The organism is Geodermatophilus sp. URMC 65, assembly GCF_053502545.1.
In genome coordinates, this window is sequence record NZ_CP199954.1 from 4,610,235 (window position 1) to 4,633,025 (window position 22,791).

A 22,791-nucleotide genomic window follows, 5' to 3' on the forward strand; every position below is an offset into this window, starting at 1 on the left:
CGTGCGCCCTGACGACCTCGCGCTGCTGCGCACGCCCGGCGTCCCCACGGTCTCCCCGGACGGGCGCATGGCCGTCGTCGCGGTCACCCGGTCCGACCCGGGGGACGACGCCGAGCGCAGCCGGCTGTGGGCCGTGCCCACCGACGGGTCGGCGCCGGCCCGCCCGCTGACGCCCGGTCCGCGGGACACCGACCCGGTCTTCTCCCCGGACGGCCGCTGGCTGGCCTACCGGGGTGCCGAGCCGGGTGGGCCGCCGCAGCTGCACCTGCTGCCCACGGCCGGCGGCGCACCGCGCCGGCTGACCGACGCCCCGCTGGGGACCGGCCGGCCGGTCTGGTCCCCGGACTCCCGCCGGCTGGCCTGGACCGGCCGGGTGCCGCAGGTGGACCGCTCCGGCGCGGACCGCGCCGCGCAGCCGCCGTGGCTGGTCACCACGCTGCGCTGGCAGGCCGACGGGGCCGGGGTCGTGACCGACCGGCACAGCCACGTCTTCGTCCTCGACCTGCTGGCCGACGGGGAGGACGACGGCACGCCGCCGCGGCCCCGCCAGGTCACCGACGGCAGCGTCGACGACACCGACGTCACCTGGAGCCCGGACGGCGCGGAGCTGGCGTTCGTCTCCGCCCGGCACGCGCGCGCCGACCGCGACCTGGTGCGTGACGTGTACGCCGTCCCGGCCGCGGGCGGGACGCTGCGCCGGGTCACCGACGGCCGGGCGGAGTGCGCGCGGCCCGCCTACGACCCCTCCGGCGACTGGATCTGGCTGACCGCCCGGCTCGAGCTGGGCCGCGACGGGCTGGACGTCGCCGGCCGCGGCGCCACGCTCTGCCGGGTACGGGCCACCGGCGGCGCGCCCGAGCCGGTGCTGGCCCCCGCCGCCACCGACCGGGGCGACGCGACCCCGGCCACCGTGCTGGCCGGCGGAGCGGCCCACCTCGGAGTGCGGTCGCGCGGCGCCGTCGAGCTGCTCCGCGTGCCGCTGCACGGCGGGTCGCCGGAGGCACTAGTCGACGGGCCGTTCACCGTGCACGGGCTGGCCGCGGCCGGCGGGGTCGTCGTCGCCACGGTCGGGCACGACCGCTCCGCGGGTGAGCTGATCGCCGTCACGCCCGGCCGACGGCGGCTGCTCACCGGCTTCGGCCGGGCGCTCGGCGCGACCGGGCGGCTGCGCCGCTCCGAGGAGCGCACCGCGACCGCACCGGACGGCACCGAGGTGCACGGGTGGGTGACCCTGCCCGACGGGCCGGGGCCGCACCCGGTGCTGCTGTGCCTGTCCGACCCGCTGCACCGTCCCGAGGGCTGGTCGCTGTCGGTGGACACCCAGGTGCTGGTGTCGGCCGGCTACGCCGTCGTCCGCTGCGCCCCGCGGGGCTCGCCCGGGTACGGGCAGGCGCACGCCCGGGCGGTGCGCAGCGCCGGCGGCACGGTGGACGCCGACGACGTCACCGCGTTCCTCGACGCCGTGCTGACCGACCCGGCGCTCGACCCGGAGCGGGTCGGGGTCATGGGCACCGGCTACGGCGGCTGGCTGGCGACGGTGCTCACCGGCCGGACGACGCGGTTCGCCGCGGCCGTCGTCGACGGAGCGCTCACCGACCCGGCCGGGCTGGTCGGCACCTCGGACGTGGGCTGGTGGTTCATCGACCAGTACCTCGGCGCCGACCCGCCGGTCCCGTCGGCCGGGACCGCCACGCCCACCCTGGTGGTGCACGGGGAGGACGACCGGCGCTTCCCGCGTGAGCAGGGGATGCGGCGCTACGTCGAGCTCAAGCGCCGCGGCGTCCCCGCGGAGCTGCTGCTCTTCCCCGGGGAGGGCTCGGACCTCGGCCGCACCGGGCGGCCCCGGCACCGGCTGGCCCGGCTCGAGCACCTGCTGCGCTGGTGGGCGCGCTGGCTGCCGGTCACCCCTGATCAGGACCTCCCGGCTGCGGTCGTGGACGGCGGACCGCGGCCGGGCGACCATGACCGCCGGGAGCCGCTGACCGTGCGGGCGACCCGGCTGGACTGAGCGGACGGTCTGCTCACCGCCGAGCCGCTGGAGTCGATCTCCCTCCCCGGGCGCGACGGTCGCCGACCTGCGGGCGCGGCGCGGGACCGGGCGGAGCGCGCCGGTCGTGCAGGGCGTAGAGACGGCTCTGGGTGGAGGCAGGACGGTTTGCCGTCGGTGTCCCCGCGTCCCTAGGGTGCGGCATGGACGTCGTCGAGGTCACGCCCACGTTCGAGCAGTACGCCTACACCTTCGGCGGCGTCGCGCCGCTCATGCGGATCAGGCCGGGGACGGCGCTGCGGGTGTGGTCCGAGGACGCGTTCAACGGTGCGCTCCGCTCGACCAAGGACCTCTCGAGCGACAAGGTCGACCTGCGCTTCATCAACCCGCAGACCGGGCCCTTCCACGTCGAGGGCGCCGAGCCCGGGGACACGCTGGCCCTGCACTTCGTGGCGATGGAGCCGGCGCGGGACTGGGGCGCCTCGGCCGCCATCCCGTTCTTCGGCGGACTGACCAGCACCGCGGTGACCGCCACCCTGCAGGAGGCGCTGCCGGACACCACCTGGATCTACGAGCTCGACCGCGCGGCCAACACGGTGACCTTTGCCGCCCGCCACACCGACCTGGAGATCGCCCTCCCGGTGGAGCCGATGCTGGGCACCGTCGGCGTCGCGCCGATGGGCGGCGAGGTGCGCAGCTCGCTGGTCCCCGAGCGCTTCGGCGGCAACATGGACACCCCGCAGATGCGGGCCGGCACCACCTGCTTCCTCGGGGTCAACGTCGAGGGCGCGCTGTTCTCGGTCGGCGACGGGCACTACCGGCAGGGCGAGGGCGAGGCCTGCGGCACCGCTGTCGAGGGCGCGATGACCACCACGCTGATCGTCGAGCTCATCAAGGGCGACGCGCCGGCCTGGCCGCGTCTGGAGGACGACACCCACTGGATGACCGTCGGTTCCAGCCGTCCGCTGGAGGACGCCTGGCGGATCGCGCAGGTGGAGCTGGTGCGCTGGTTCCGCGACCTCTACGGGCTGCACCCGATGGACGCCTACCAGCTCCTGTCGCAGACCGTCGAGGTGCCGATCGCCAACGTCGTCGACGCCAACTACAGCACCGTCGTGAAGGCGCGGAAGTCGCTGCTGCCACGGGCCACCGCGTACGGCGGACTGCACGAGGACCTCCGCCGCCGCGCGGCCACCCTGCTCTGACGCCCCCTGGAGGTACCCGTGGACCTGCAGCTCACCGGCTTCCGCGTGCTCGTCACCGGCGGCACCCGCGGCATCGGCCGGGCCGTCGTCGAGACCTTCGTCGACGAGGGCGCCGTCGTGGAGTTCTGCGCCCGCGACACCGCCGAGATCGAGGCGGTGGAGAAGGCGGTGGTCGAGCGCGGCGGTCGGGCGACCGGCGCGCAGCTCGACGTCCGGGACGGGCCGGCGCTGACCGGCTGGGTCGAGGCCGCCGCCGGCCGGCTCGGCGGGATCGACGCCGTCGTCGCCAACGTCAGCGCGCTCGCCATCCCCGACACCGAGGAGAACTGGTACGCCTCCTTCGAGGTCGACCTCATGCACACGGTGCGGCTCGCCACGGCCGCGATCCCGCACCTGGAGGCCAGCCCGAACGGCTCGATCGTCGCCGTCTCCAGCGTCTCCGGGCGCGAGGCCGACTTCGCCTCCGGCCCCTACGGGACGATGAAGACCGCCATCGTCGGCTACGTCTCCGGGCTGGCGTTCCAGCTGGCCGGGCGCGGGGTGCGGGCCAACGTCGTCTCGCCGGGCAACACCTACTTCACCGGCGGGGTCTGGGACCAGATCGAGCAGGGCCAGCCGGACCTGTACTCGTCCGCGCTGGGCCTCAACCCCACGGGCCGGATGGGGACGCCGGAGGAGATGGCCCGCGCCGTGGTCTTCCTGTCCAGCCCGGTGTCGAGCTTCACGACCGGCACCAACCTCGTCGTGGACGGCGCCCTCACCCGCGGCATCCAGCTCTGAGAGGCTGCGGCATGGCACTCATCTACCCCGTGCAGGCCGACTCCCCGGAGCCCGAGGACGGCACCGACCCCGAGTTCGCCGAGCTGGCCGCCGACCTCTCCGACACCTGGCTGGTCGAGATCGCCCTCAGCGACGACGGGGACGACGCGTGCTTCGGCCCGCTGTCGGCCCGCGCGGCCTGGGATCTCGCGCTCGGCATCGACGAGCGGCGTCCCGGGTGGACGGTGTCCGTCGTCCCCCTGCACGTGGCCGGCACCCCCGACGAGCTGGTCGCGCTCTTCGAGGAGTGACCGCGGGTCGACGACCCGCCCGGGCCCCGTCGCCGGAGTGGGTGATCCGACGACCGGGTCCTGCCCACCCGCCGAGGAGCTGGAGCCCGCCAGACCGGCAGCACTCCGAGGCTGCCGGTTCCCGGCCTCACCGGTGGTGATGTGTTGCACGTGGACGGCGACACCCGGCCGACCGGCCGTCGCGCAGGGGATGGCGCAAGCGGTCGGTGGTTGCCCAGCCATCCGGACGGGACGAGCATCCCGCGCGCACTCGGCGGTGGGTCGAACACCGCGGGTGCCCGAGGCGTGGAGTCCCTCCCGTCTCGGCGGGAGAATGATCGTCGATTGCGGCCGGACTCGTGGCCGCGACGCGTGAGTCCGGCCCGGAGGAGGTGTACGCGGTGCTGGGTGAGCGTCTGGGTGAGTCCTCGGGGAAGTTCACGAGCATCCGAGTCCTGCCTTCGGAAGGAGAGCGGGTCTGGCTGGAGGTGTCCTTCTAGGGGCGCGGGACCCTGCTGGGGCGGGAGATCACGGACACCGGAACCTATCGGCAGACCTTCCGTCCCGGAGGTGTCCTCGTCGGTGAGGGCCACGTGCTGATGATCACAGACACCGGGGATCTCGCCGACTGGGTGGGCGGTGGGGTGGGCCGTCAGACGGGCCCCGGCTACCAGGCCAGCTTCGGCGTGTGGGGCTCGTGCCCATCAGCGACGGGTGCCCTGTGTCGTCTCGCCGAGGTCGCTGACGTCATCGAGTACGAGGTCGAGGAAGACGGCAGCTACCACTGGACCATGTGGGCGTGGACGGGCGCCGGCGTCCCGTCGATCCCGCGCCAGGAGGCCCCGACCGGTGCGATGGCCTGACCGATCTCGGTGACGGGGTCGGGGTCACAGGCCCCGGCCCCGGTGGCACGGCCGGATCCGCTCCCGGCAGGTCCCGTCCGCCGGCCCTGCTCAGCGCGTCCGCCGTGCGGGGCCGTTCGGCGCCCGGGGATCCGTCGGTCACGGCTTCGCCCTTGGACGGCCAAGGCTTGGATGATCGCCCGGCCCAAGAGCAGACACCGCTGCTGACGATCGACCTGCCGGAGGACGACATCCTCGGCGTGCCACCTCAGCAGGCGCTCTCCGTCGCCGCCGGCTTCGTCGCGCTCCTGCACCCGCTACCACCGGCGACGCACGAGATCGTGATCACCGGCACGGGCACCTTCTTCGGCGACTCCACCAACGTGACGACGATCGTGGTGGAGCCGGGCCGCCCCGGGGCAGCAATCCGGACCTGGAGGTCACCACCCCCGAGCGCGCCACTCCGCGAGGTGCGGGCGCTCGGCGCCCAGGGTCGTGTCCTTGCCGTGCCCGGGGTAGACCCAGGTGTCGTCGGGCAGCGCGCCGAACAGCCGCTCCTCGACGTCGTCGACCAGGCTGGTGAAGTCCTCGGGCGACCAGGTCTTGCCCACCCCGCCGGGGAAGAGGCTGTCTCCGGTGAAGAGGTGCGTGCCGGCGCCCTCGGGCCCGCGCCAGAGCAGCGCGATGCTGCCCGGCGTGTGGCCGCGCAGGTGGATGACCTCGAGGGTCTGCCCGCCGACGCGGACCGTGTCACCGTGCACCACCGGCCGCTGCACGGGCACGGGCAGGTCGTCGGCGTCGGCGGGGTGTGCGACGGTGACCGCGCCGGTCGCCTCGACCACCTGGGGCAGCGCGCGGTGGTGGTCCCAGTGCCCGTGCGTGGTGACGACGGTGTGCACGGCGGCGTCCCCGATGAGGGCGCGCAGCGCCTCCGGCTCGGCCGCGGCGTCGATGAGCAGCGCCTCGCCGGTCTCCGGGTCGCGCACCAGGTACGCGTTGTTGGCCATCTCGCTGACCGCCAGCTTGCTGATCGTCAGCCCCGGCAGCTGCCGGACGTCGGCCGGCCCGCCCACCTCGACGTCCCCGGTGTAGCCCATCCCGTGCCTCCCGTTCGGAGAGTGTCGGCGGCCGCGGTTACGGTCCAGGCATGGACGCTAGCGGAGGTCTCACGGCCGGTCGGATCGTCGGGCTCCCCGCCACCGAGCTGGCCACCCGCGTTCGGTCGGGGGAGCTGACCGCGGTCGAGGTCGTCCGCGCCCACCTGGCCCACGTCGACGCGGTCGAGCCGCGCCTCAGCGCCTTCCGCGTCGTCCGCCGCGAGGCCGCCCTGGCCGAGGCGCACGCCGTCGACACCGCGCTCACCCGCTTCGCGATGCCGCTGGCCGGGGTGCCGGTCGCGGTCAAGGACAACGTCGCCGTCGCCGGTGAGGTCTGCACCGACGGCTCCGCCGCCCGCACCGGGCCGCCGGAGACCCGCGACGCCGAGGTGGTGAGACGGCTGCGCCGGGCCGGGGCGGTCGTCGTCGGCATCACGCGCGTGCCCGAGCTGTGCCTCTACGGCGCAACCGACGGGCCGGGCACGGTCACCCGCAACCCCTGGGACACGGCGCGGTCGCCGGCCGGCAGCTCCGGCGGCAGCGCGGCTGCGGTCGCCTCCGGCGCGGTCCCGCTGGCCCACGGCAACGACGGCATGGGCTCGCTGCGGCTGCCCGCCGCCGCCTGCGGGCTGGTCACCCTCAAACCCGGCCGGGGCGTCGTGCCCGGCGGCATCGGCGCGGACGACTGGTCCGGCATGGCCGTCAACGGCGCGCTGGCCACCACGGTCGCCGACCTCGCCGTGGCGCACGCCGTGCTGGCCGGCGAGGAGCCCACCCCGCTCGAGGCGCCCGACCGGCCGCTGCGCATCGCCGTCTCCACCCGCTCCCCGGTGCCCGGCACGCGCGCCGACGGGCCCGCCCGCGCAGCCGTCGACACGGTGGTCGCGGCCCTCACCGCCGCCGGCCACACCGTCGTCCGCCGCGACCCGCCGATCTCCACGGGGGCCGCGGCCGGCGCGCTGGCCCGCTGGATGGCCGGCGCCGCCGACGACGCCGCGCACCTCGGCATCCCGCTGGCCGACCTCCAGCCGCGCAGCCGCACGCACGCGCGCATCGGCCGCGCCGTCCGGGCCGCCGGCCTGGTCCGCCCGGCGACCGCCGAGCGGTTCCGCGAGCGGATGACCGCCTTCTTCGCGGACGTCGATCTACTGCTCAGCCCGGTCACGACCGGCCCGCCGCTGCCCGCCCGGCCGTGGCACGAGCGCTCGTTCCTGGCCAACGTGACGGCCAACGCGCGCTGGGCGCCGTGGACGGCGGCCTGGAACCTGGCCGGCCTCCCGGCTCTCGTGCTGCCCGCCGGCACCCGCCCCACGGGGCAGCCGCTGGCGGTCCAGCTGGTCGGCCCCCCGGGTGCCGAGAGACGACTACTCTGGCTGGCCGGAGAGCTGGAGCGTCGGCTGCCCTGGCGTCGTCACGCTCCGGTCTTCGACCCCGCCGGAGCGTCGTCCCCGGCTCCCGTCTGAGCACCCCGGCGAGCGGCAACGTCGCCGTCGTCACGGATTGCACCCGGGCGGTGACGGCGTTGTCCGTATCGACATCTCCACCGCGGGCCCGGCGCGACCGGCCGGCCCGGCTGACCGACAGGGATCACATTGGACCGTCTCGTCGTCCGCGGCGCCCGCGAGCACAACCTCAAGGACGTCCACCTCGACCTGCCCCGTGACGCGCTGATCGTCTTCACGGGACTGTCCGGCTCGGGGAAGTCCAGCCTCGCCTTCGACACGATCTTCGCCGAGGGCCAGCGCCGCTACGTCGAGTCGCTGTCGGCCTACGCCCGCCAGTTCCTGGGCCAGATGGACAAGCCCGACGTCGACTTCATCGAGGGCCTCTCGCCGGCCGTCTCGATCGACCAGAAGTCGACCAACCGCAACCCGCGGTCGACCGTCGGCACGATCACCGAGGTCTACGACTACCTCCGGCTGCTCTACGCCCGCGCCGGGCAGCCGCACTGCCCCAACTGCGGCAAGCCGATCTCGCGCCAGACCCCGCAGCAGATCGTCGACCAGGTGCTGGCCATGGAGGAGGGCACCCGCTTCCAGGTGCTCGCGCCCGTCGTCCGGGCCCGCAAGGGCGAGTACGTCGACCTGTTCAGCTCGCTGCAGACCCAGGGCTTCTCCCGCGTCCGCGTCGACGGCGTCGTCCACCAGCTCACCGACCCGCCGAAGCTGAAGAAGCAGGAGAAGCACACGATCGAGGTGATCGTCGACCGGCTCACCGTCAAGGGGAGCGCGAAGCGGCGGCTCACCGACTCGGTGGAGACGGCGCTGGGCCTGGCCGGCGGCCTCGTCGTCCTCGACTTCGTGGACCTGCCCGAGGACGACCCCTACCGCGAGCGCACCTTCTCCGAGCACCTCGCGTGCGTGGACGACGGGCTGTCCTTCGAGGCGCTCGAGCCCCGCTCGTTCTCCTTCAACTCACCGTTCGGCGCCTGCCCCGAGTGCACCGGCATCGGTACCCGCAAGGAGGTCGACCCCGACCTCGTCGTGCCCGACCCGGAGAAGAGCCTGGCCCAGGGCGCGATCGCCCCGTGGGCCACCTCGATGAGCAACGAGTACTTCACCCGGCTGCTCACCGGCCTCTCCCAGCAGCTCGGCTTCTCCATGGACGACCCGTGGGAGCGGCTGCCGGCCAAGGTGCAGAAGGCCGTGCTGCACGGCTCGCCGGACCAGGTGCACGTCCGCTACCGGAACCGCTACGGCCGCGAGCGCAGCTACTACGCCGCGTTCGAGGGCGTGCTGCCCTTCCTCGAGCGGCGGCACGAGGACACCGACAGCGAGTACATGCGGGACAAGTACGAGGGCTACATGCGCGACGTGCCCTGTCCCGTCTGCCACGGCACCCGGCTCAAGCCCGAGATCCTCGCGGTGAAGCTCAACGGCCGCTCGATCGCCGACGTCACCGGGCTGTCCATCGGCGAGGCCTCGGAGTGGCTGGGTGCGCTGGAGCTGGGTGAGCGGGAGCGGGCCATCGCCGACCGCGTGCTCAGGGAGATCCAGGCGCGGCTGTCCTTCCTCGTCGACGTCGGCCTGGACTACCTCTCGCTGGACCGGCCGGCCGCCACGCTGGCCGGTGGCGAGGCGCAGCGGATCCGGCTGGCCACCCAGATCGGCTCCGGGCTGGTCGGCGTGCTCTACGTGCTCGACGAGCCCTCCATCGGGCTGCACCAGCGCGACAACACCCGGCTGATCGAGACCCTCGTGCGGCTGCGCGACATGGGCAACACGCTCATCGTCGTCGAGCACGACGAGGACACGATCAAGACCGCCGACTGGGTGGTCGACATCGGCCCCGGCGCCGGCGAGCACGGCGGCGAGGTCGTCGTCAGCGGCACCGTCGAGGAGCTGATGGCCAGCGAGCGGTCGCTGACCGGGCAGTACCTCTCCGGGCGCAAGGAGATCGCCGTCCCGCAGGTGCGCCGCCAGCCCACGCCCGGCCGCGAGCTGGTGGTCAAGGGCGCCCGCGAGCACAACCTCAAGGGCGTCGACGTCACCTTCCCGCTGGGCCTGCTGGTCGCGGTCACCGGCGTCTCGGGCTCGGGCAAGTCCAGCCTGGTCAACGACATCCTCTACACGACCCTCGCCAACGAGCTGAACCGCGCGCGGATGGTGCCCGGCCGGCACCGCACCATCACCGGCCTCGACCAGCTGGACAAGGTCGTGCACGTCGACCAGTCGCCCATCGGCCGCACCCCGCGGTCCAACCCGGCGACCTACACCGGCGTCTGGGACCACGTGCGCAAGCTGTTCGCCAGCACCTCCGAGGCGAAGATCCGCGGCTACCAGCCCGGCCGGTTCTCCTTCAACGTCAAGGGCGGCCGCTGCGAGGCCTGCTCCGGCGACGGCACGCTGAAGATCGAGATGAACTTCCTGCCGGACGTCTACGTGCCGTGCGAGGTGTGCAAGGGCGCCCGGTTCAACCGGGAGACCCTCGAGGTGCACTACAAGGGCAAGACGGTCGCCGAGGTCCTCGACATGCCCATCGAGGAGGCCGCCGACTTCTTCGCCGCCATCCCGGCCATCTCGCGGTACCTGCGCACCCTCACCGAGGTCGGGCTGGGCTACGTCCGGCTCGGCCAGCCAGCGACCACCCTCTCCGGCGGCGAGGCGCAGCGGGTGAAGCTGGCCAGCGAGCTGCAGAAGCGGTCCAACGGCCGCAGCATCTACGTGCTCGACGAGCCCACCACCGGGCTGCACTTCGAGGACATCCGCAAGCTGCTCATCGTGCTCCAGGGCCTGGTCGACAAGGGCAACTCGGTGGTCGTCATCGAGCACAACCTCGACGTCATCAAGAGCGCCGACTGGCTGATCGACATGGGCCCCGAGGGCGGCTTCCGCGGCGGCACGGTCGTCGCCGAGGGGCCGCCGGAGTTCCTCGCCACCATCCCGGAGAGCCACACCGGCCGCTACCTGGTGCCGGTGCTCGACCCCGACGCGGTGGCCGCCGCGGCGGCGCCGAAGAAGCGGGCCCGCAAGAAGGCCAGCTGAGCGGCGGTCGGGCACCCGGGCGAGGATGGCCGGGTGTCCGATCCCGCGCGCACGCACGACCTCGTCGTCTACGGCGCCACCGGCTTCGTCGGCCGGCTGCTCGCCGCCTACCTCGCCGAAGCCGCCCCGGCCGGCCTCCGCATCGCGCTGGCCGGGCGGTCCCGCAGCCGGCTCGAGCAGGTGCGCGGCGAGCTGCCGGCGGCCGCCCGCGACTGGCCGCTGGTCGAGGCCGACTCCACCGACGCCGCCTCGCTCGCCGCGCTGGCGGCCTCGACCCGGGCGCTCGCCACCACGGTCGGTCCCTACCTCCGCCACGGCCTGCCGGTGGTCGAGGCCTGCGCCCGGGCCGGCACCCACTACGCCGACCTCACCGGCGAGGTGCTCTTCGTCCGCCGGGCGATCGACGCCACGGACGCGGTCGCCCGCGACACCGGCGCCCGCATCGTGCACGCCTGCGGCTACGACTCCATCCCCTCCGACCTCTCCGTCCTCCTGCTCGCCGAGCGGGCGCGGGCCGACGGTGCCGGCGGCCTGCATGAGGTGCAGCTGGTCGCCACCGCCCGTGGCGGGGTCAGCGGCGGCACCGTCGACTCCGTCCGCGCCCAGTTCGAGGAGCTGGGTCGCGACACCACGGCGCGCCGGCTGGCCGGCGACCCGTACGCGCTGAGCCCCGACCGCGACGCCGAGCCCGACACCCGTCAGCCGCGAGACGCCGGTCCGCCGTCGCGCACCCCCGACGGCCGGTGGACGGCGCCGTTCGTCATGGCCCCGTTCAACACCCGCGTCGTCCGCCGCAGCAACGCCCTGCAGGACTGGGCGTACGGCCGCGGGCTGCGCTACGGCGAGGTGATGGGCTGCGGGCGGGGGATCCCCGGTGCCGCAGCGGCCACCGCGGTCACGGCCGCGCTGGCCGGCTTCGCCGCCGCGATGAGCCTCCCCCCGACCCGATCCCTCCTGGACCGGGCGCTGCCCGCACCGGGCACCGGGCCCGGCGAGCGGACCCGGGCGCGAGGCTGGTTCCGCATGGAGGTCGACGCGACCACCGGGAGCGGACGCCGCTACCGCGCCACCGCCGCCGGACAGGGCGACCCCGGCTACGCCGCCACCGCCGTCATGCTGGGCGAGACCGCCCTCGGGCTGGCGCTGGACGGCGACCGGCTGCCCGACCGGGCCGGGTCGCTCACCCCGGCCACCGCGCTCGGACCCGTGCTGGTCGAGCGCCTGCGCGCCGCCGGGCACACCTACGAGGTCGCGGAGACCTGAGCCCTCCTACCGGGGGACGCCGGGCTTGAGCGGAGGGCGACCTCCGCCCTACCCTCCGTGTGACCCACGTCACGCCGGTGTCCCTGCGTGGCGGGTCCCCGATCGAGGAGGCGCTGGTGACCGCGCTCACGCCCGACTGTGACCCGGACCTGTCGAACTGCGGCTCGCCGACGTCCCCACCCGGAGGCGGCGTGCGGTCCACGGTCGTCCTGCTCGCCCTGGTGACCATCGCGGTGCTCGCGGTCACCGGCGAGGCGGTGCCGGGCGCGGTGGCCGTCCTCGCCGGCGGCGTGGGTCTGGTCTCGGCCCTGGTGCTGGCCGGGCGGGCGGTGCGGCTGGCCGGGCGGGCCGGTGCCGCCGTCGCGGCGCACGGGCCCTGGGCCGGGGCGGCGCACCGCTCGCGCCCGGTCGGCTGACCGCGGCGGGTCGCCCCCGGACCTGCGCGGGCGGGGGTGGACGGGCAGGCTGACCGGCGACGACGCCGTCCGAGGAGGCCTCCCGATGACCAGCCCCGCCCCCGTCACCTGGATCGACGCCCGCGACGGCGTCCGGCTGGCCGAGCGCCGCTGGATGCCCGACGGCGCGGTGCGGGGGACCGTCCAGCTGGTGCACGGGCTCTCCGAGCACGCCGGGCGGTACGAGCGGCTGGCCGGCGCGCTCACCGCCCAGGGTTTCGCCGTGGCCGCGCTCGACCAGCGCGGGCACGGGCTCACCGCGGAGTCCACCGGCCCCGGCGGCTTCGGCGAGGGGGCCACGAGCGACGCCGTCCTCGACGACGTCCGCGACCTGGGGGAGCGGCTGGCCGCCGAGCACCCCGGCGTCCCGCGCTTCCTGCTCGGCCACTCGCTGGGCTCGGCGGTCGCGCTGGCCTCCGCCGAGCGGGACGGCGTGGACCTGGCCGGCCTGGTGCTGTTCGGGCCGATCGGCGTCGCGCCGCAGCTGGCCGAGGCGGTGCCGCAGCTGGAGGCGGCCGTCGCCGGCGGCATGGGGGAGCAGCCGATGGACGCCCTCGGCGCCTTCAACGCGCCCTTCGAGCCGGCCCGCACGCCCTACGACTGGCTCACCCGCGACCCCGCGGAGGTCGACGCCTACCTCGCCGACCCGCATTGCGGCGACGACGTCCCGCCCACGTACCGCTACGGCGCCGGCATGTTCGCCCTCGTCACCCGGGCGGCGAGCCCCGAGGGCGTGGCCGGGCTGCCCGACGGGCTGCCGGTGCTGCTGCTGGCCGGGCAGCGCGACCCGGTCGGCGGGACCGACGCCGCCCAGGTCGCCGCCCTGGCCGACCTGCTGCGCGACCGCGGCCTGCCGGTGGAGCTGCGGGTCTACCCCGACGCCCGGCACGAGGTCTTCAACGAGACCAACCGCGACGAGGTGACCGGCGACCTGCTCGCCTGGCTGGGTGCCCGGCTCGGCGGCTGACCGGCGTCCGAACCACACCGGTGTCATCCGGACGGCGAACCGTCGTCCCGCCGACCTAACCTGGGGTACATGCCCGACCCGTCCACGTACCGACCGGCGGTCGGCAGCATCCCGGAGTCACCCGGCGTCTACAAGTTCCGCGACCCCAACGGCCGGGTCGTCTACGTCGGCAAGGCCAAGAGCCTCCGGCAGCGGCTGAACAGCTACTTCGCCGACGTGGCGGGCCTGCACCCGCGCACCCGGCAGATGGTGACGACGGCGGCCAGCGTCGAGTGGACCGTCGTCGGCACCGAGGTCGAGGCCCTCCAGCTCGAGTACAACTGGATCAAGGAGTTCGACCCGCGGTTCAACGTCCGCTACCGCGACGACAAGAGCTACCCGTCGCTGGCCGTGACGCTGAACGAGGAGTACCCGCGGCTGCAGGTCATGCGCGGCCCGAAGAAGAAGGGCGTGCGCTACTTCGGCCCGTACGCCCACGCCTGGGCCATCCGCGAGACGCTCGACACCCTCACCCGGGTCTTCCCGGCCCGCACCTGCTCCAACGGGGTCTTCAAGCGCGCCGGGCAGATCGGCCGGCCGTGCCTGCTCGGCTACATCGGCAAGTGCGCCGCGCCCTGCGTCGGCCGGGTCTCCGCCGAGGAGCACCGGGAGATCGTCGACGGCTTCGTCGAGTTCATGGCCGGCCGCACCGACCAGATGGTCCGCCGCCTCGAGCGCGAGATGGCCGCGGCCGCCGAGGCGATGGAGTACGAGAAGGCCGCCCGGCTGCGCGACGACCTCGGCGCGCTGAAGCGGGCGATGGAGAAGCAGGCCGTCGTCCTCGGGGACGGCACCGACGCCGACGTCGTCGCCTTCGCCCAGGACGAGCTCGAGGCCTCGGTGCAGGTCTTCCACGTGCGCGGCGGGCGGGTGCGCGGCCAGCGCGGCTGGATCGTCGACAAGGTCGAGGAGGTCAGCACCGGCGAGCTGGTCGAGCAGTTCCTGCTGCAGGTCTACGGCGGCGTCGACGAGGCGACCGGCGTCGGCGAGGCGGGGGAGGCGGTGCCCAGGGAGGTGCTCGTCCCCGAGCTGCCCGACGACGCCGACGTCTACGAGGAGCTGCTCGGCGAGCTCCGCGGCAGCCGGGTCAGCCTCCGGGTGCCCCAGCGCGGCGACAAGCGAGCCCTGCTGGAGACGGTCGAGCGCAACGCCAAGGAGGCCTTCGCCCGGCACCGGGTCAAGCGGTCCAGCGACCTCACAGCGCGCTCGCTGGCGCTCTCGGAGCTGCAGGAGGCGTTGGAGCTGCCCGAGGCGCCGCTGCGGATCGAGTGCATCGACATCTCGCACGTCCAGCAGACCAACGTCGTGGCGTCGATGGTGGTGTTCGAGGACGGGCTGGCGAAGAAGTCGGACTACCGCCGCTTCTCGGTGCAGCAGGGCACCGACGACACCGCGGCGATGGCCGAGGTCGTCCGCCGCCGGTTCGCCCGCCACCTCAAGGAGGAGGCCGACCGCCGCGACGAGCAGGGGATCGCCGCGGAGGAGGGCCGGCCGCGCCGGTTCGCCTACCCGCCGAACCTGCTCGTGGTCGACGGTGGCGCGCCCCAGGTCGCCGCGGCCGCCCGGTCGCTCGACGAGCTGGGCGTCGTCGACGTCGCCGTGTGCGGCCTGGCCAAGCGGATGGAGGAGGTGTGGCTGCCCGGGGAGTCGGACCCGGTCATCCTGCCGCGCACCTCCGAGGCGCTGTACCTGCTGCAGCGGGTCCGCGACGAGGCGCACCGCTTCGCGATCACCTACCACCGGCAGAAGCGGTCCACCAGCATGCTGGTCTCCCTGTTGGACGACGTCCCCGGTCTCGGGGAGACGCGGCGGAAGGCGCTGATGAAGCAGTTCGGGTCCCTCAAGCGGCTGCGTGCCGCCACCGTCGAGGAGCTGGTGGCCGTGCCCGGCATCGGCCGGCGGACGGCGGAGGCCGTCCTCGCGGCGGTGGCGCAGCCGGAGGTGGGGGAGGCGACGGCGGCGCAGCCGGAGGTGGGGGAGGCGACGGCGGCGCAGCCGGAGGTGGGGGAGGCGACGGCAGCACAGCCGGAGGCGACGGCAGCACAGCCGGAGGACGACGCCGCCGCGGAGGAGACCGTGGAGACGACCACCGCCCCGGCCGGCCCGGCCGAGCGCGGCACACCCCGCAGCGGCTCCGGCGCCACCGCCGAGGTCGGACTGGTGGCCTCGTGAGCGGACAGGGGCGTGAGCATCGCAGCGAGGAACGAGCGAGGAGCGGAGCGCCCCGCGGGAGCGAACGGGGAGCATCGTGAGCGAACGGGTCGAGACAGCACCCCAGGACGCCGCACCGCAGGACACCGGACACCGGGACACCGCCCACCTCGAGGTGCCCCCCGGCGCGCCGGGTCACCCGCACACCGACGTCTCGCCGCCGCTGGACCCGTCGTCCACCGAGACCCAGCCGCTGGACGTCGTCGTCGTCACCGGGCTCTCCGGCGCCGGCAAGAACAGCGCCGGGCGGGTGCTGGAGGACCTCGGCTGGTTCGTCGTCGACAACCTGCCGCCCGCGCTGCTGCTGCCGATGGTGGAGCTCGGCGCGCGCGGTGACGTCCGCCGGTTCGCCGCCGTCGTCGACGTGCGCAGCCGGGCCTTCTCCAGCGACCTGCAGGAGGCGATCCGGGTGCTCGCCGAGGCCGGCCACCGCCCGCGGGTGGTCTACGTGCACGCGCGCGACGAGGTGCTGGTCCGCCGCTACGAGTCCAACCGGCGGGAGCACCCGCTGCAGGGCGGTGGCACGCTCATCGACGGCATCACCGAGGAGCGGGCGCTGCTCACCGGCATCGCCGGCGAGGCCGACCTCTGGGTCGACACCAGCGACCTCAACGTGCACCAGCTGCGCGCCACGCTGGAGAACGCCTTCGCCCGCGAGGGCAAGGCGCCGCCGCTGACCGCGACCGTGCTCAGCTTCGGCTTCAAGTACGGTCTGCCGCTGGACGCCGACCTCGTCGTCGACGCCCGCTTCCTGCCCAACCCGCACTGGCTGCCCGACCTGCGCCCGCACACCGGCCAGGACCCGGACGTGCGCGACTACGTCCTCGGCCAGGAGGACGCCCGGCCCTTCCTCGACCGCTACACCGACGTGCTGCGGCTGCTCATCCCCGGCTACCGCCGCGAGGGCAAGCGCTACCTGACCCTCGCCGTGGGCTGCACCGGCGGCAAGCACCGCAGCGTCGCCATCGCCGAGGAGTTCGCCCGCCGGCTGCGCGCCGACGGCGTCGACGCCGCCGTCCAGCACCGCGACCTGGGCCGCGAGTAGTGGGGGCCCCGGAGCTCGCCCCGTCCGCCGGGCCGGACGGGGGCGCGGTCCGACCGCCGCGGGTCGTCGCCTTCGGTGGGGGCCACGGCCTGGCCGCCGCGCTCGCCGCCTGGCGCCGGATCACGCCGGACCTCACCGCGGTCGTCACCGTCGCCGACGACGGTGGCTCGTCGGGACGGATCCGCCGGGAGATGCCCGTGCTGCCGCCCGGCGACCTGCGGATGGCGCTGACCGCGCTGGCCGGCGACCGCGAGGACACCCGGCAGCTGGCAGCGCTGCTGCAGCACCGTCTCGGCGGCACTGGTGTCCTCGCCGGCCACTCGGTGGGCAACCTCGTGCTCACCGGGCTGACCGAGATGCACGGCGGGGACACCGTCCGTGCGCTGGACGACGTGTGCCGGCTGCTCGGCGCCCGCGGGCGGGTGCTGCCGATGGCGGACGTCCCGCTCGACCTGGTCGCCCAGGTGGAGAGCGCCGACCCCGACGACCCGGTGCGCAGCCGCACGATCCGCGGCCAGTCGGCGATCGCCGCGACCCCCGGCCGGGTGCGCCACATCATCGTCTCGCCGTCCGACCCGCCGGTGGACCCCGCCGTCCTCGACGCCATCGCCGCGGCCGACGTCGTCTCGCTCGGCCCGGGCTCCTGGTACACCTCCGTGCTGCCGCACCTGCTGGTGCCGCGGCTGCGCGCCGCGCTCGCCGCGAGCAGCGCCCGGGTGGTCGTCGTCCTCAACCTCGAACCGCAGCCGGGGGAGACCGACGGCTTCTCGCCCGAGGAGCACCTGACCGTCCTGCGGAGCCATCTCCGCGGAGTGGCATTGCACACGGTGATCGCCGATGAGGAATCGGTGGTTGACCGCTGTGGTCTCCTGTCTGCGGTACGTGAGTGCGGTGCCGAGCTCGTGCTGGCCCCGGTCGCCGAGGACGGCGGCGTGCCGCGGCACGACCCGGCACGCCTGGCCGGAGCTCTCCGGCAGGCGCTCGGGACGCGGCAGGGCATGGAAAAACGCGAGCCGGTACCGCACCCTCACGTACCGGATCCGGTCCGAGGGGGAGATGAAGGGAACGCCGCACATGGGGCTGGTTGAGCCCGGGGGAACGTGGGGGTGGACGGCATGGCGATGACTGCCATGGTCAAGGACGAGCTGTCGCGCGTGGAGTGCACGAAGACCTCCGAGCGCAAGGCGGAGGTCACCGCGCTGCTGCGGTTCAGCGGCGGCCTGCACATCGTCGGTGGCCGGGTGGTCATCGAGGCAGAGCTGGACACCGGGTCGGTGGCCCGTCGGCTGCGTCGCGACATCAGCGAGGTCTACGGCTACACCAGTGGCGTGAGCGTGCTGGCCGGCGGCAACATCCGCCGCGGGGTGCGCTACCTGGTCCGCATCGCCAAGCACGGCGAGGGCCTGGCCCGGCAGACCGGGCTGGTCGACCAGCGCGGTCGTCCGGTCCGCGGGCTGCCGCCGTCGGTGGTCAGCGGTGGGATCAACGACGCCGAGGCCGCCTGGCGGGGGGCCTTCCTGGCGCACGGCTCGCTGACCGAGCCCGGCCGATCCTCCTCGCTGGAGGTCACCTGCCCGGGTCCCGAGGCCGCGATGGCCCTGGTGGGTGCGGCCCGTCGGCTGGGCATCGCCGCGAAGGCCCGCGAGGTCCGCGGCGCCGACCGGGTGGTCGTGCGGGACGGCGACGCGATCAGCGCGCTGCTGACCCGGATGGGCGCCCACGACGCGGTGCTGGCCTGGGAGGAGCGGCGGATGCGTCGCGAGGTCCGGGCGACCGCCAACCGGCTGGCGAACTTCGACGACGCCAACCTTCGCCGCTCGGCCCGCGCCGCGGTCGCCGCCAGCGCCCGCGTGGAGCGGGCGCTGGAGATCCTCGACGGCGACGCCCCCGAGCACCTGCTCGTCGCGGGCCGGCTGCGGCTCGAGCACGGCCAGGCGTCGCTGGAGGAGCTCGGCCAGCGCGCCGAGCCGCCGATGACCAAGGACGCCGTCGCGGGCCGGATCCGGCGGTTGCTGGCCATGGCCGACAAGCGCGCCAAGGACCTCGGCATCCCGGACACCGAGTCCGTCGTCACCGAGGACATGCTGACCCAATGAGGACCACCCCTCCCCCCACGCCTCGCACGCTCGGCGCGGGACCCTGAAGGGCGGCCGTTCCAGCACGTCACCTGGGGCGCCTCCCGCTGCTGCGGGGGGCGCCCCGTCGCTTCACCCGGCCGGGTGAGGGGACCTCCAGCCGTGCGTCCGCCTCGTCGATGCCCGGTTCACGAGGCGTGTGATCGGACGCGCCCGGTGGCGCATCGTCGTCGTCCGGGACCTGAGCGAGCAGCACGAGCGGCAGGCTGCCGTCGAGCAGCTCGACCGGCAGCTGGCCGAGCAGGTCGAGGTCATCGAGCGGCTGCGGGCCGAGCTCGCCGAGGTGGCCGTGCGCGACCCGCTGACCGGGCTGCACAACCGCCGGCACCTCGACCGCGCGCTCGCCGCCGCCCTGGCCCGCCGGCCGCGCGCCGGACAGCTGTCGCTGCTGGTGGTCCACGTCGACCACTTCGCGAGCGTCAACGACCGCTTCGGCCACGCCGCCGGTGACACCGTCCTCACCTCGGTGGCCACCACGCTGTCCGCCGCGGTGCGCGCGGGCGACACCGCCGCGCGGCTGGGCGGCGAGGAGTTCGTGCTGGTCCTGCCCCGCGCCGGGCGCGAGCAGGCGATCGAGCGGGCCGAGCAGGTCCGCCGGCAGGTCGCCGCCGTCCGGCACCTGCTCGACGGCGACGACGTCGGCGTCGCCGTGAGCATCGGCGTCGCCGTCTGCCCCGCGGACGGCAGCGACCCGGCCGCGCTCCTGGGGGCCGCCGACCACGCGCTCTACACCGCCGAGGCCACCGGCCGGGACCGGGTCGTGGCCGCGGTCCCCGGCGGTCCCGACGGGGTGCTCGTCCCCGCTGCTGGCGCCGGCGCGGCTGAGCTGGTGTCCGGCCGCTGAGCCTGGACCGGACGGCCGGGGCCCTGGCCGATAGGGTCGTCGCAGATCGCGGCCGCGCGCCCGCGCGGCCGACCGAGGCGACAGTCCCATCGAGCACATGGAGGGTCAGCTGTGACCGTACGAGTGGGCATCAACGGTTTCGGCCGGATCGGGCGCAACTTCTACCGGGCGGCCGCCGCCAGTGGCAAGGACATCGAGATCGTGGCGGTCAACGACCTGACCACCCCCGAGACGCTCGCGCACCTGCTGAAGTACGACAGCATCCTGGGCACGTTCCCCGAGGAGGTCTCCGCCGTCGGCGACGGGATCAAGGTCGGTGGCGCCACCCTCAAGGTGCTGGCCGAGCGCGACCCGGGGAACCTCCCCTGGGGTGACCTGGGCGTCGACGTCGTCGTCGAGTCCACCGGCTTCTTCACCAAGGCCGACGACGCGCGCAAGCACGTCGACGCCGGCGGGGCCAAGAAGGTCGTCATCTCCGCGCCGGCCACCGGCGACGACCTGACGATCGTCATGGGCGTCAACGACGACCTGTACGACGGCTCGCAGACGATCATCAGCAACGCGTCCTGCACCACCAACTGCCTGGCCCCGCTGGCCAAGGTGCTCAACGACGCGTTCGGCATCGAGCGCGGCCTGATGACCACCATCCACGCCTACACCGCCGACCAGAACCTGCAGGACGGCCCGCACAAGGACCTGCGCCGCGCCCGCGCCGCCGCGCTCAACATGGTGCCGACCTCGACCGGCGCCGCGAAGGCGATCGGACTGGTGCTGCCCGAGCTGAAGGGCAAGCTCGACGGTTACGCCATCCGCGTGCCCGTGCCCACCGGCTCGGCGACCGACCTCACCGTCCAGCTGTCCCGCGAGGCCTCCGCCGAGGACATCGACGCCGCCTACCGCGAGGCCGCGGCCGGCCCGCTGGGCAAGTACCTCACCTACACCGACGCGCCGATCGTCTCCTCCGACATCGTCACCGACCCGTCGTCGTGCATCTACGACGCCAAGCTCACCAAGGTGTTCGGCCCGATGGCCAAGGTGCTGGGCTGGTACGACAACGAGTGGGGCTACTCGAACCGCCTGGTCGACTCCGTCGAGCTCGTCGGGCGATCGCTGTAACGATGCGGACCCTCGACGACCTGCTCGCCGAGGGCGTCTCGGGTCGGCGCGTGTTCCTGCGCGCCGACCTGAACGTCCCGCTGGACAAGACCACCCGGGCCATCACCGACGACGGCCGGATCCGCGCCAGCCTGCCCACGCTGCAGGCGCTGCGCGACGCCGGTGCCCGCGTCGTGGTCGCCGCCCACCTGGGCCGGCCCAAGGGCGCGCCGGACCCGCAGTACTCGCTGGCGCCGGTCGCCGCGCGGCTCGGGGAGCTGCTCGGCGCCGACGTCCCGCTGGCGGCCGACGTCGCCGGGGACGACGCCCGGACCCGGGCCGAGGCGCTCGGCGACGGGGACCTCCTGCTGCTGGAGAACGTGCGCTTCGAGGCCGCTGAGACGTCCAAGGACGACGCCGAGCGGGGCGGGCTGGCCGACCGGTTCGCCGCCCTCGCCGACGTCTTCGTCGACGACGCTTTCGGTGCGGTGCACCGCAAGCACGCCTCGGTGTACGACGTGGCGCTGCGGCTGCCGCACGTCGCCGGGCGGCTGGTGGCCACCGAGCTCGACGTGCTGACCCGGCTGACGCAGGACCCCGAGCGGCCCTACGTCGTGGTGCTCGGCGGCTCGAAGGTCAGCGACAAGCTCGCCGTCATCGAGGCGCTGCTGCCCAAGGTCGACCGGCTGCTGGTCGGCGGGGGGATGTGCTTCACCTTCCTGGCCGCCCAGGGCCACGGTGTCGGGAAGTCGCTGCTGGAGGCCGACCAGGTCGAGACCTGCAACCGGCTGCTGGCCGAGGCGGGGGAGCGGATCGTGCTGCCGCTCGACGTGGTCTGCGCGCCGGAGTTCAGCGCGGAGGTGGAGACGACCACCGTCCCCGTCGACCAGATCCCGGACGACCAGCTGGGCCTGGACGTCGGCCCGCGCACGGTGGAGGCCTTCGGTCGCGAGCTGGGCGGCGCCCGGACGGTCTTCTGGAACGGCCCGATGGGCGTCTTCGAGCTGGCGCCGTTCCAGGCCGGCACCCGCGGGGTGGCCGAGGCGGTGGCCGCGGTCGACGGCCTGTCGGTCGTCGGCGGCGGCGACTCCGCCGCCGCGGTGCGCCAGCTCGGCCTCGACGAGGCCGCCTACGGCCACATCAGCACCGGCGGCGGCGCGTCGCTGGAGTACCTCGAGGGCCGGGAGCTGCCCGGCCTCGCGGTGCTGGCCGACTGAGCGAGGAGGACGGACGTGGCACGCAGGGGCACTCCCGCACGCCGTGAGGGACGCCGGCCGCTCATCGCCGGCAACTGGAAGATGCACCTCACCCACCTCGAGGCGATCGGGCTGGTGCAGAAGCTCGCCTTCAGCCTCAAGGAGCCCGAACTGGAGGCCGCCGAGGTCGTCGTCCTGCCGCCGTTCACCGCGCTGCGCAGCGTGCAGACGCTGGTGACCGGCGACAAGCTCGAGATCGGCTACGGCGCGCAGGACCTCTCGGTGCAGGACTCCGGTGCCTACACCGGCGAGGTCAGCGGCGCGATGCTCGCCGCGCTGGCCTGCCGCTACGTCGTCGTCGGGCACTCCGAGCGGCGCGCGCTGCACGGTGAGGACGACGCCGTGGTGGCCGCCAAGGTGCAGGCGGCCCTGCGGCACGGGCTGGTGCCGATCCTCTGCGTGGGGGAGGGGCTGGAGGTGCGCCGGTCCGGCGAGCACGTCGGGCACTGCACCGCCCAGCTCGACGCCGCGCTCGAGGGGTTGACCGCCGAGCAGCTCACGAGCCCTGGAGAGGGCACCGGCATCGTGATCGCGTACGAGCCGGTGTGGGCGATCGGCACCGGCGAGGTCGCCACGCCCGAGGACGCTCAGGAGGTGTGCGGTGCCCTACGGCCACGGCTCGCCGAGCGTTTCGGCGCCGAGACCGCCGGGATCGTCCGTATCCTCTACGGCGGGTCGGTGAAGGCCGCGAACACGGCCGGGATCCTGGCCGGGCCGGACGTCGACGGTGCACTCGTCGGGGGCGCCAGCCTGGACGCCGACGAGTTCGCGCAGATCTGTCGGACAGCCGCCGACGGCAGCTGACCGCCGCCGCCGG

19 protein-coding genes are annotated in these 22,791 nt (G+C 74.6%); 18 read left to right on the forward strand and 1 reads right to left on the reverse strand.

The window, feature by feature from the left end:
• The first annotated feature begins 1 nt into the window (after window position 1).
• The 5 genes from ACWIX7_RS22345 to ACWIX7_RS22365 all read left to right on the forward strand — a co-directional run bounded on the left by ACWIX7_RS22345 (window position 2) and on the right by ACWIX7_RS22365 (window position 5,104).
• Window positions 2-2,008 (forward strand): S9 family peptidase, encoded by a 2,007-nt coding sequence (locus tag ACWIX7_RS22345; protein ID WP_448618591.1) that lies wholly within the window; start codon window positions 2-4, stop codon window positions 2,006-2,008.
• A 182-nt stretch (window positions 2,009-2,190) separates the two neighbouring features.
• The gene (locus tag ACWIX7_RS22350; protein ID WP_448618592.1) at window positions 2,191-3,192 is read left to right on the forward strand and encodes an acetamidase/formamidase family protein; all 1,002 of its coding nucleotides are present in this window, start codon (window positions 2,191-2,193) and stop codon (window positions 3,190-3,192) included.
• Window positions 3,193-3,210: 18 nt separating this feature from the next.
• A complete protein-coding gene (locus ACWIX7_RS22355; RefSeq protein WP_448618593.1) occupies window positions 3,211-3,972 on the forward strand; it encodes an SDR family NAD(P)-dependent oxidoreductase in 762 nt (253 codons plus the stop codon).
• Window positions 3,973-3,983: 11 nt separating this feature from the next.
• Window positions 3,984-4,262, forward strand: a complete 279-nt coding sequence (locus tag ACWIX7_RS22360) for a hypothetical protein (RefSeq protein WP_448618594.1) — start codon at window positions 3,984-3,986, stop codon at window positions 4,260-4,262.
• A 578-nt stretch (window positions 4,263-4,840) separates the two neighbouring features.
• Entirely contained in the window at window positions 4,841-5,104 is a 264-nt protein-coding gene (locus tag ACWIX7_RS22365; RefSeq protein ID WP_448618595.1) for a hypothetical protein, read from the forward strand.
• 419 nt (window positions 5,105-5,523) lie between these two features.
• Here ACWIX7_RS22365 and ACWIX7_RS22370 read toward each other — a convergent pair whose 3' ends face one another.
• The gene (locus ACWIX7_RS22370; protein ID WP_448618596.1) at window positions 5,524-6,180 is read right to left on the reverse strand and encodes an MBL fold metallo-hydrolase; all 657 of its coding nucleotides are present in this window, start codon (window positions 6,178-6,180) and stop codon (window positions 5,524-5,526) included.
• A gap of 50 nt (window positions 6,181-6,230) precedes the next feature.
• On the opposite strand from ACWIX7_RS22370, the gene ACWIX7_RS22375 reads away from it, so the two are divergent.
• The 13 genes from ACWIX7_RS22375 to tpiA all read left to right on the forward strand — a co-directional run bounded on the left by ACWIX7_RS22375 (window position 6,231) and on the right by tpiA (window position 22,778).
• A complete protein-coding gene (locus ACWIX7_RS22375; protein WP_448618597.1) occupies window positions 6,231-7,643 on the forward strand; it encodes an amidase in 1,413 nt (470 codons plus the stop codon).
• A 129-nt stretch (window positions 7,644-7,772) separates the two neighbouring features.
• A complete protein-coding gene (gene uvrA, locus ACWIX7_RS22380; RefSeq protein WP_448618598.1) occupies window positions 7,773-10,664 on the forward strand; it encodes an excinuclease ABC subunit UvrA in 2,892 nt (963 codons plus the stop codon).
• Window positions 10,665-10,697: 33 nt separating this feature from the next.
• Window positions 10,698-11,927, forward strand: coding sequence for a saccharopine dehydrogenase family protein (locus tag ACWIX7_RS22385; RefSeq protein ID WP_448618599.1), 1,230 nt, complete (start codon window positions 10,698-10,700; stop codon window positions 11,925-11,927).
• A 59-nt stretch (window positions 11,928-11,986) separates the two neighbouring features.
• Window positions 11,987-12,343: a hypothetical protein gene (locus ACWIX7_RS22390; protein WP_448618600.1), complete on the forward strand. Its 357-nt coding sequence runs from the start codon at window positions 11,987-11,989 to the stop codon at window positions 12,341-12,343.
• Window positions 12,344-12,428: 85 nt separating this feature from the next.
• On the forward strand, window positions 12,429-13,349 hold the full coding sequence (locus ACWIX7_RS22395; protein ID WP_448618601.1) for an alpha/beta fold hydrolase: 921 nt from the start codon (window positions 12,429-12,431) through the stop codon (window positions 13,347-13,349).
• 69 nt (window positions 13,350-13,418) lie between these two features.
• The gene (gene uvrC, locus ACWIX7_RS22400) at window positions 13,419-15,560 is read left to right on the forward strand and encodes an excinuclease ABC subunit UvrC (protein ID WP_448618602.1); all 2,142 of its coding nucleotides are present in this window, start codon (window positions 13,419-13,421) and stop codon (window positions 15,558-15,560) included.
• Between the two features lie 76 nt (window positions 15,561-15,636).
• The gene (gene rapZ / locus ACWIX7_RS22405) at window positions 15,637-16,644 is read left to right on the forward strand and encodes an RNase adapter RapZ (RefSeq protein WP_448618603.1); all 1,008 of its coding nucleotides are present in this window, start codon (window positions 15,637-15,639) and stop codon (window positions 16,642-16,644) included.
• The gene (locus ACWIX7_RS22410) at window positions 16,644-17,732 is read left to right on the forward strand and encodes a gluconeogenesis factor YvcK family protein (RefSeq protein WP_448618604.1); all 1,089 of its coding nucleotides are present in this window, start codon (window positions 16,644-16,646) and stop codon (window positions 17,730-17,732) included. The genes rapZ and ACWIX7_RS22410 overlap by 1 nt, the downstream gene beginning before the upstream one ends.
• Window positions 17,733-17,759: 27 nt before the next feature.
• Complete coding sequence (whiA, locus tag ACWIX7_RS22415) at window positions 17,760-18,740, forward strand: DNA-binding protein WhiA (protein ID WP_091217613.1); 981 nt, start codon at window positions 17,760-17,762, stop codon at window positions 18,738-18,740.
• A 178-nt stretch (window positions 18,741-18,918) separates the two neighbouring features.
• Entirely contained in the window at window positions 18,919-19,623 is a 705-nt protein-coding gene (locus tag ACWIX7_RS22420) for a GGDEF domain-containing protein (protein WP_448618605.1), read from the forward strand.
• Between the two features lie 111 nt (window positions 19,624-19,734).
• Window positions 19,735-20,739: a type I glyceraldehyde-3-phosphate dehydrogenase gene (gap, locus tag ACWIX7_RS22425; protein ID WP_448618606.1), complete on the forward strand. Its 1,005-nt coding sequence runs from the start codon at window positions 19,735-19,737 to the stop codon at window positions 20,737-20,739.
• 2 nt (window positions 20,740-20,741) lie between these two features.
• A complete protein-coding gene (locus tag ACWIX7_RS22430; RefSeq protein WP_448618607.1) occupies window positions 20,742-21,935 on the forward strand; it encodes a phosphoglycerate kinase in 1,194 nt (397 codons plus the stop codon).
• A 15-nt stretch (window positions 21,936-21,950) separates the two neighbouring features.
• On the forward strand, window positions 21,951-22,778 hold the full coding sequence (gene tpiA / locus ACWIX7_RS22435; protein ID WP_448618608.1) for a triose-phosphate isomerase: 828 nt from the start codon (window positions 21,951-21,953) through the stop codon (window positions 22,776-22,778).
• Window positions 22,779-22,791: the final 13 nt, after the last annotated feature.

Coding starts and splice junctions, on each gene's coding strand:
- ACWIX7_RS22350 (WP_448618592.1), top strand. CDS start 2,191: ATGGACGTCGTCGAGGTCACGCCCACGTTCGAGCAGTACGCCTACACC.
- ACWIX7_RS22360 (WP_448618594.1), top strand. CDS start 3,984: ATGGCACTCATCTACCCCGTGCAGGCCGACTCCCCGGAGCCCGAGGAC.
- ACWIX7_RS22365 (WP_448618595.1), top strand. CDS start 4,841: ATGATCACAGACACCGGGGATCTCGCCGACTGGGTGGGCGGTGGGGTG.
- ACWIX7_RS22370 (WP_448618596.1), bottom strand. CDS start 6,180: ATGGGCTACACCGGGGACGTCGAGGTGGGCGGGCCGGCCGACGTCCGG.
- ACWIX7_RS22375 (WP_448618597.1), top strand. CDS start 6,231: ATGGACGCTAGCGGAGGTCTCACGGCCGGTCGGATCGTCGGGCTCCCC.
- ACWIX7_RS22395 (WP_448618601.1), top strand. CDS start 12,429: ATGACCAGCCCCGCCCCCGTCACCTGGATCGACGCCCGCGACGGCGTC.
- uvrC (WP_448618602.1), top strand. CDS start 13,419: ATGCCCGACCCGTCCACGTACCGACCGGCGGTCGGCAGCATCCCGGAG.
- whiA (WP_091217613.1), top strand. CDS start 17,760: ATGGCGATGACTGCCATGGTCAAGGACGAGCTGTCGCGCGTGGAGTGC.
- ACWIX7_RS22430 (WP_448618607.1), top strand. CDS start 20,742: ATGCGGACCCTCGACGACCTGCTCGCCGAGGGCGTCTCGGGTCGGCGC.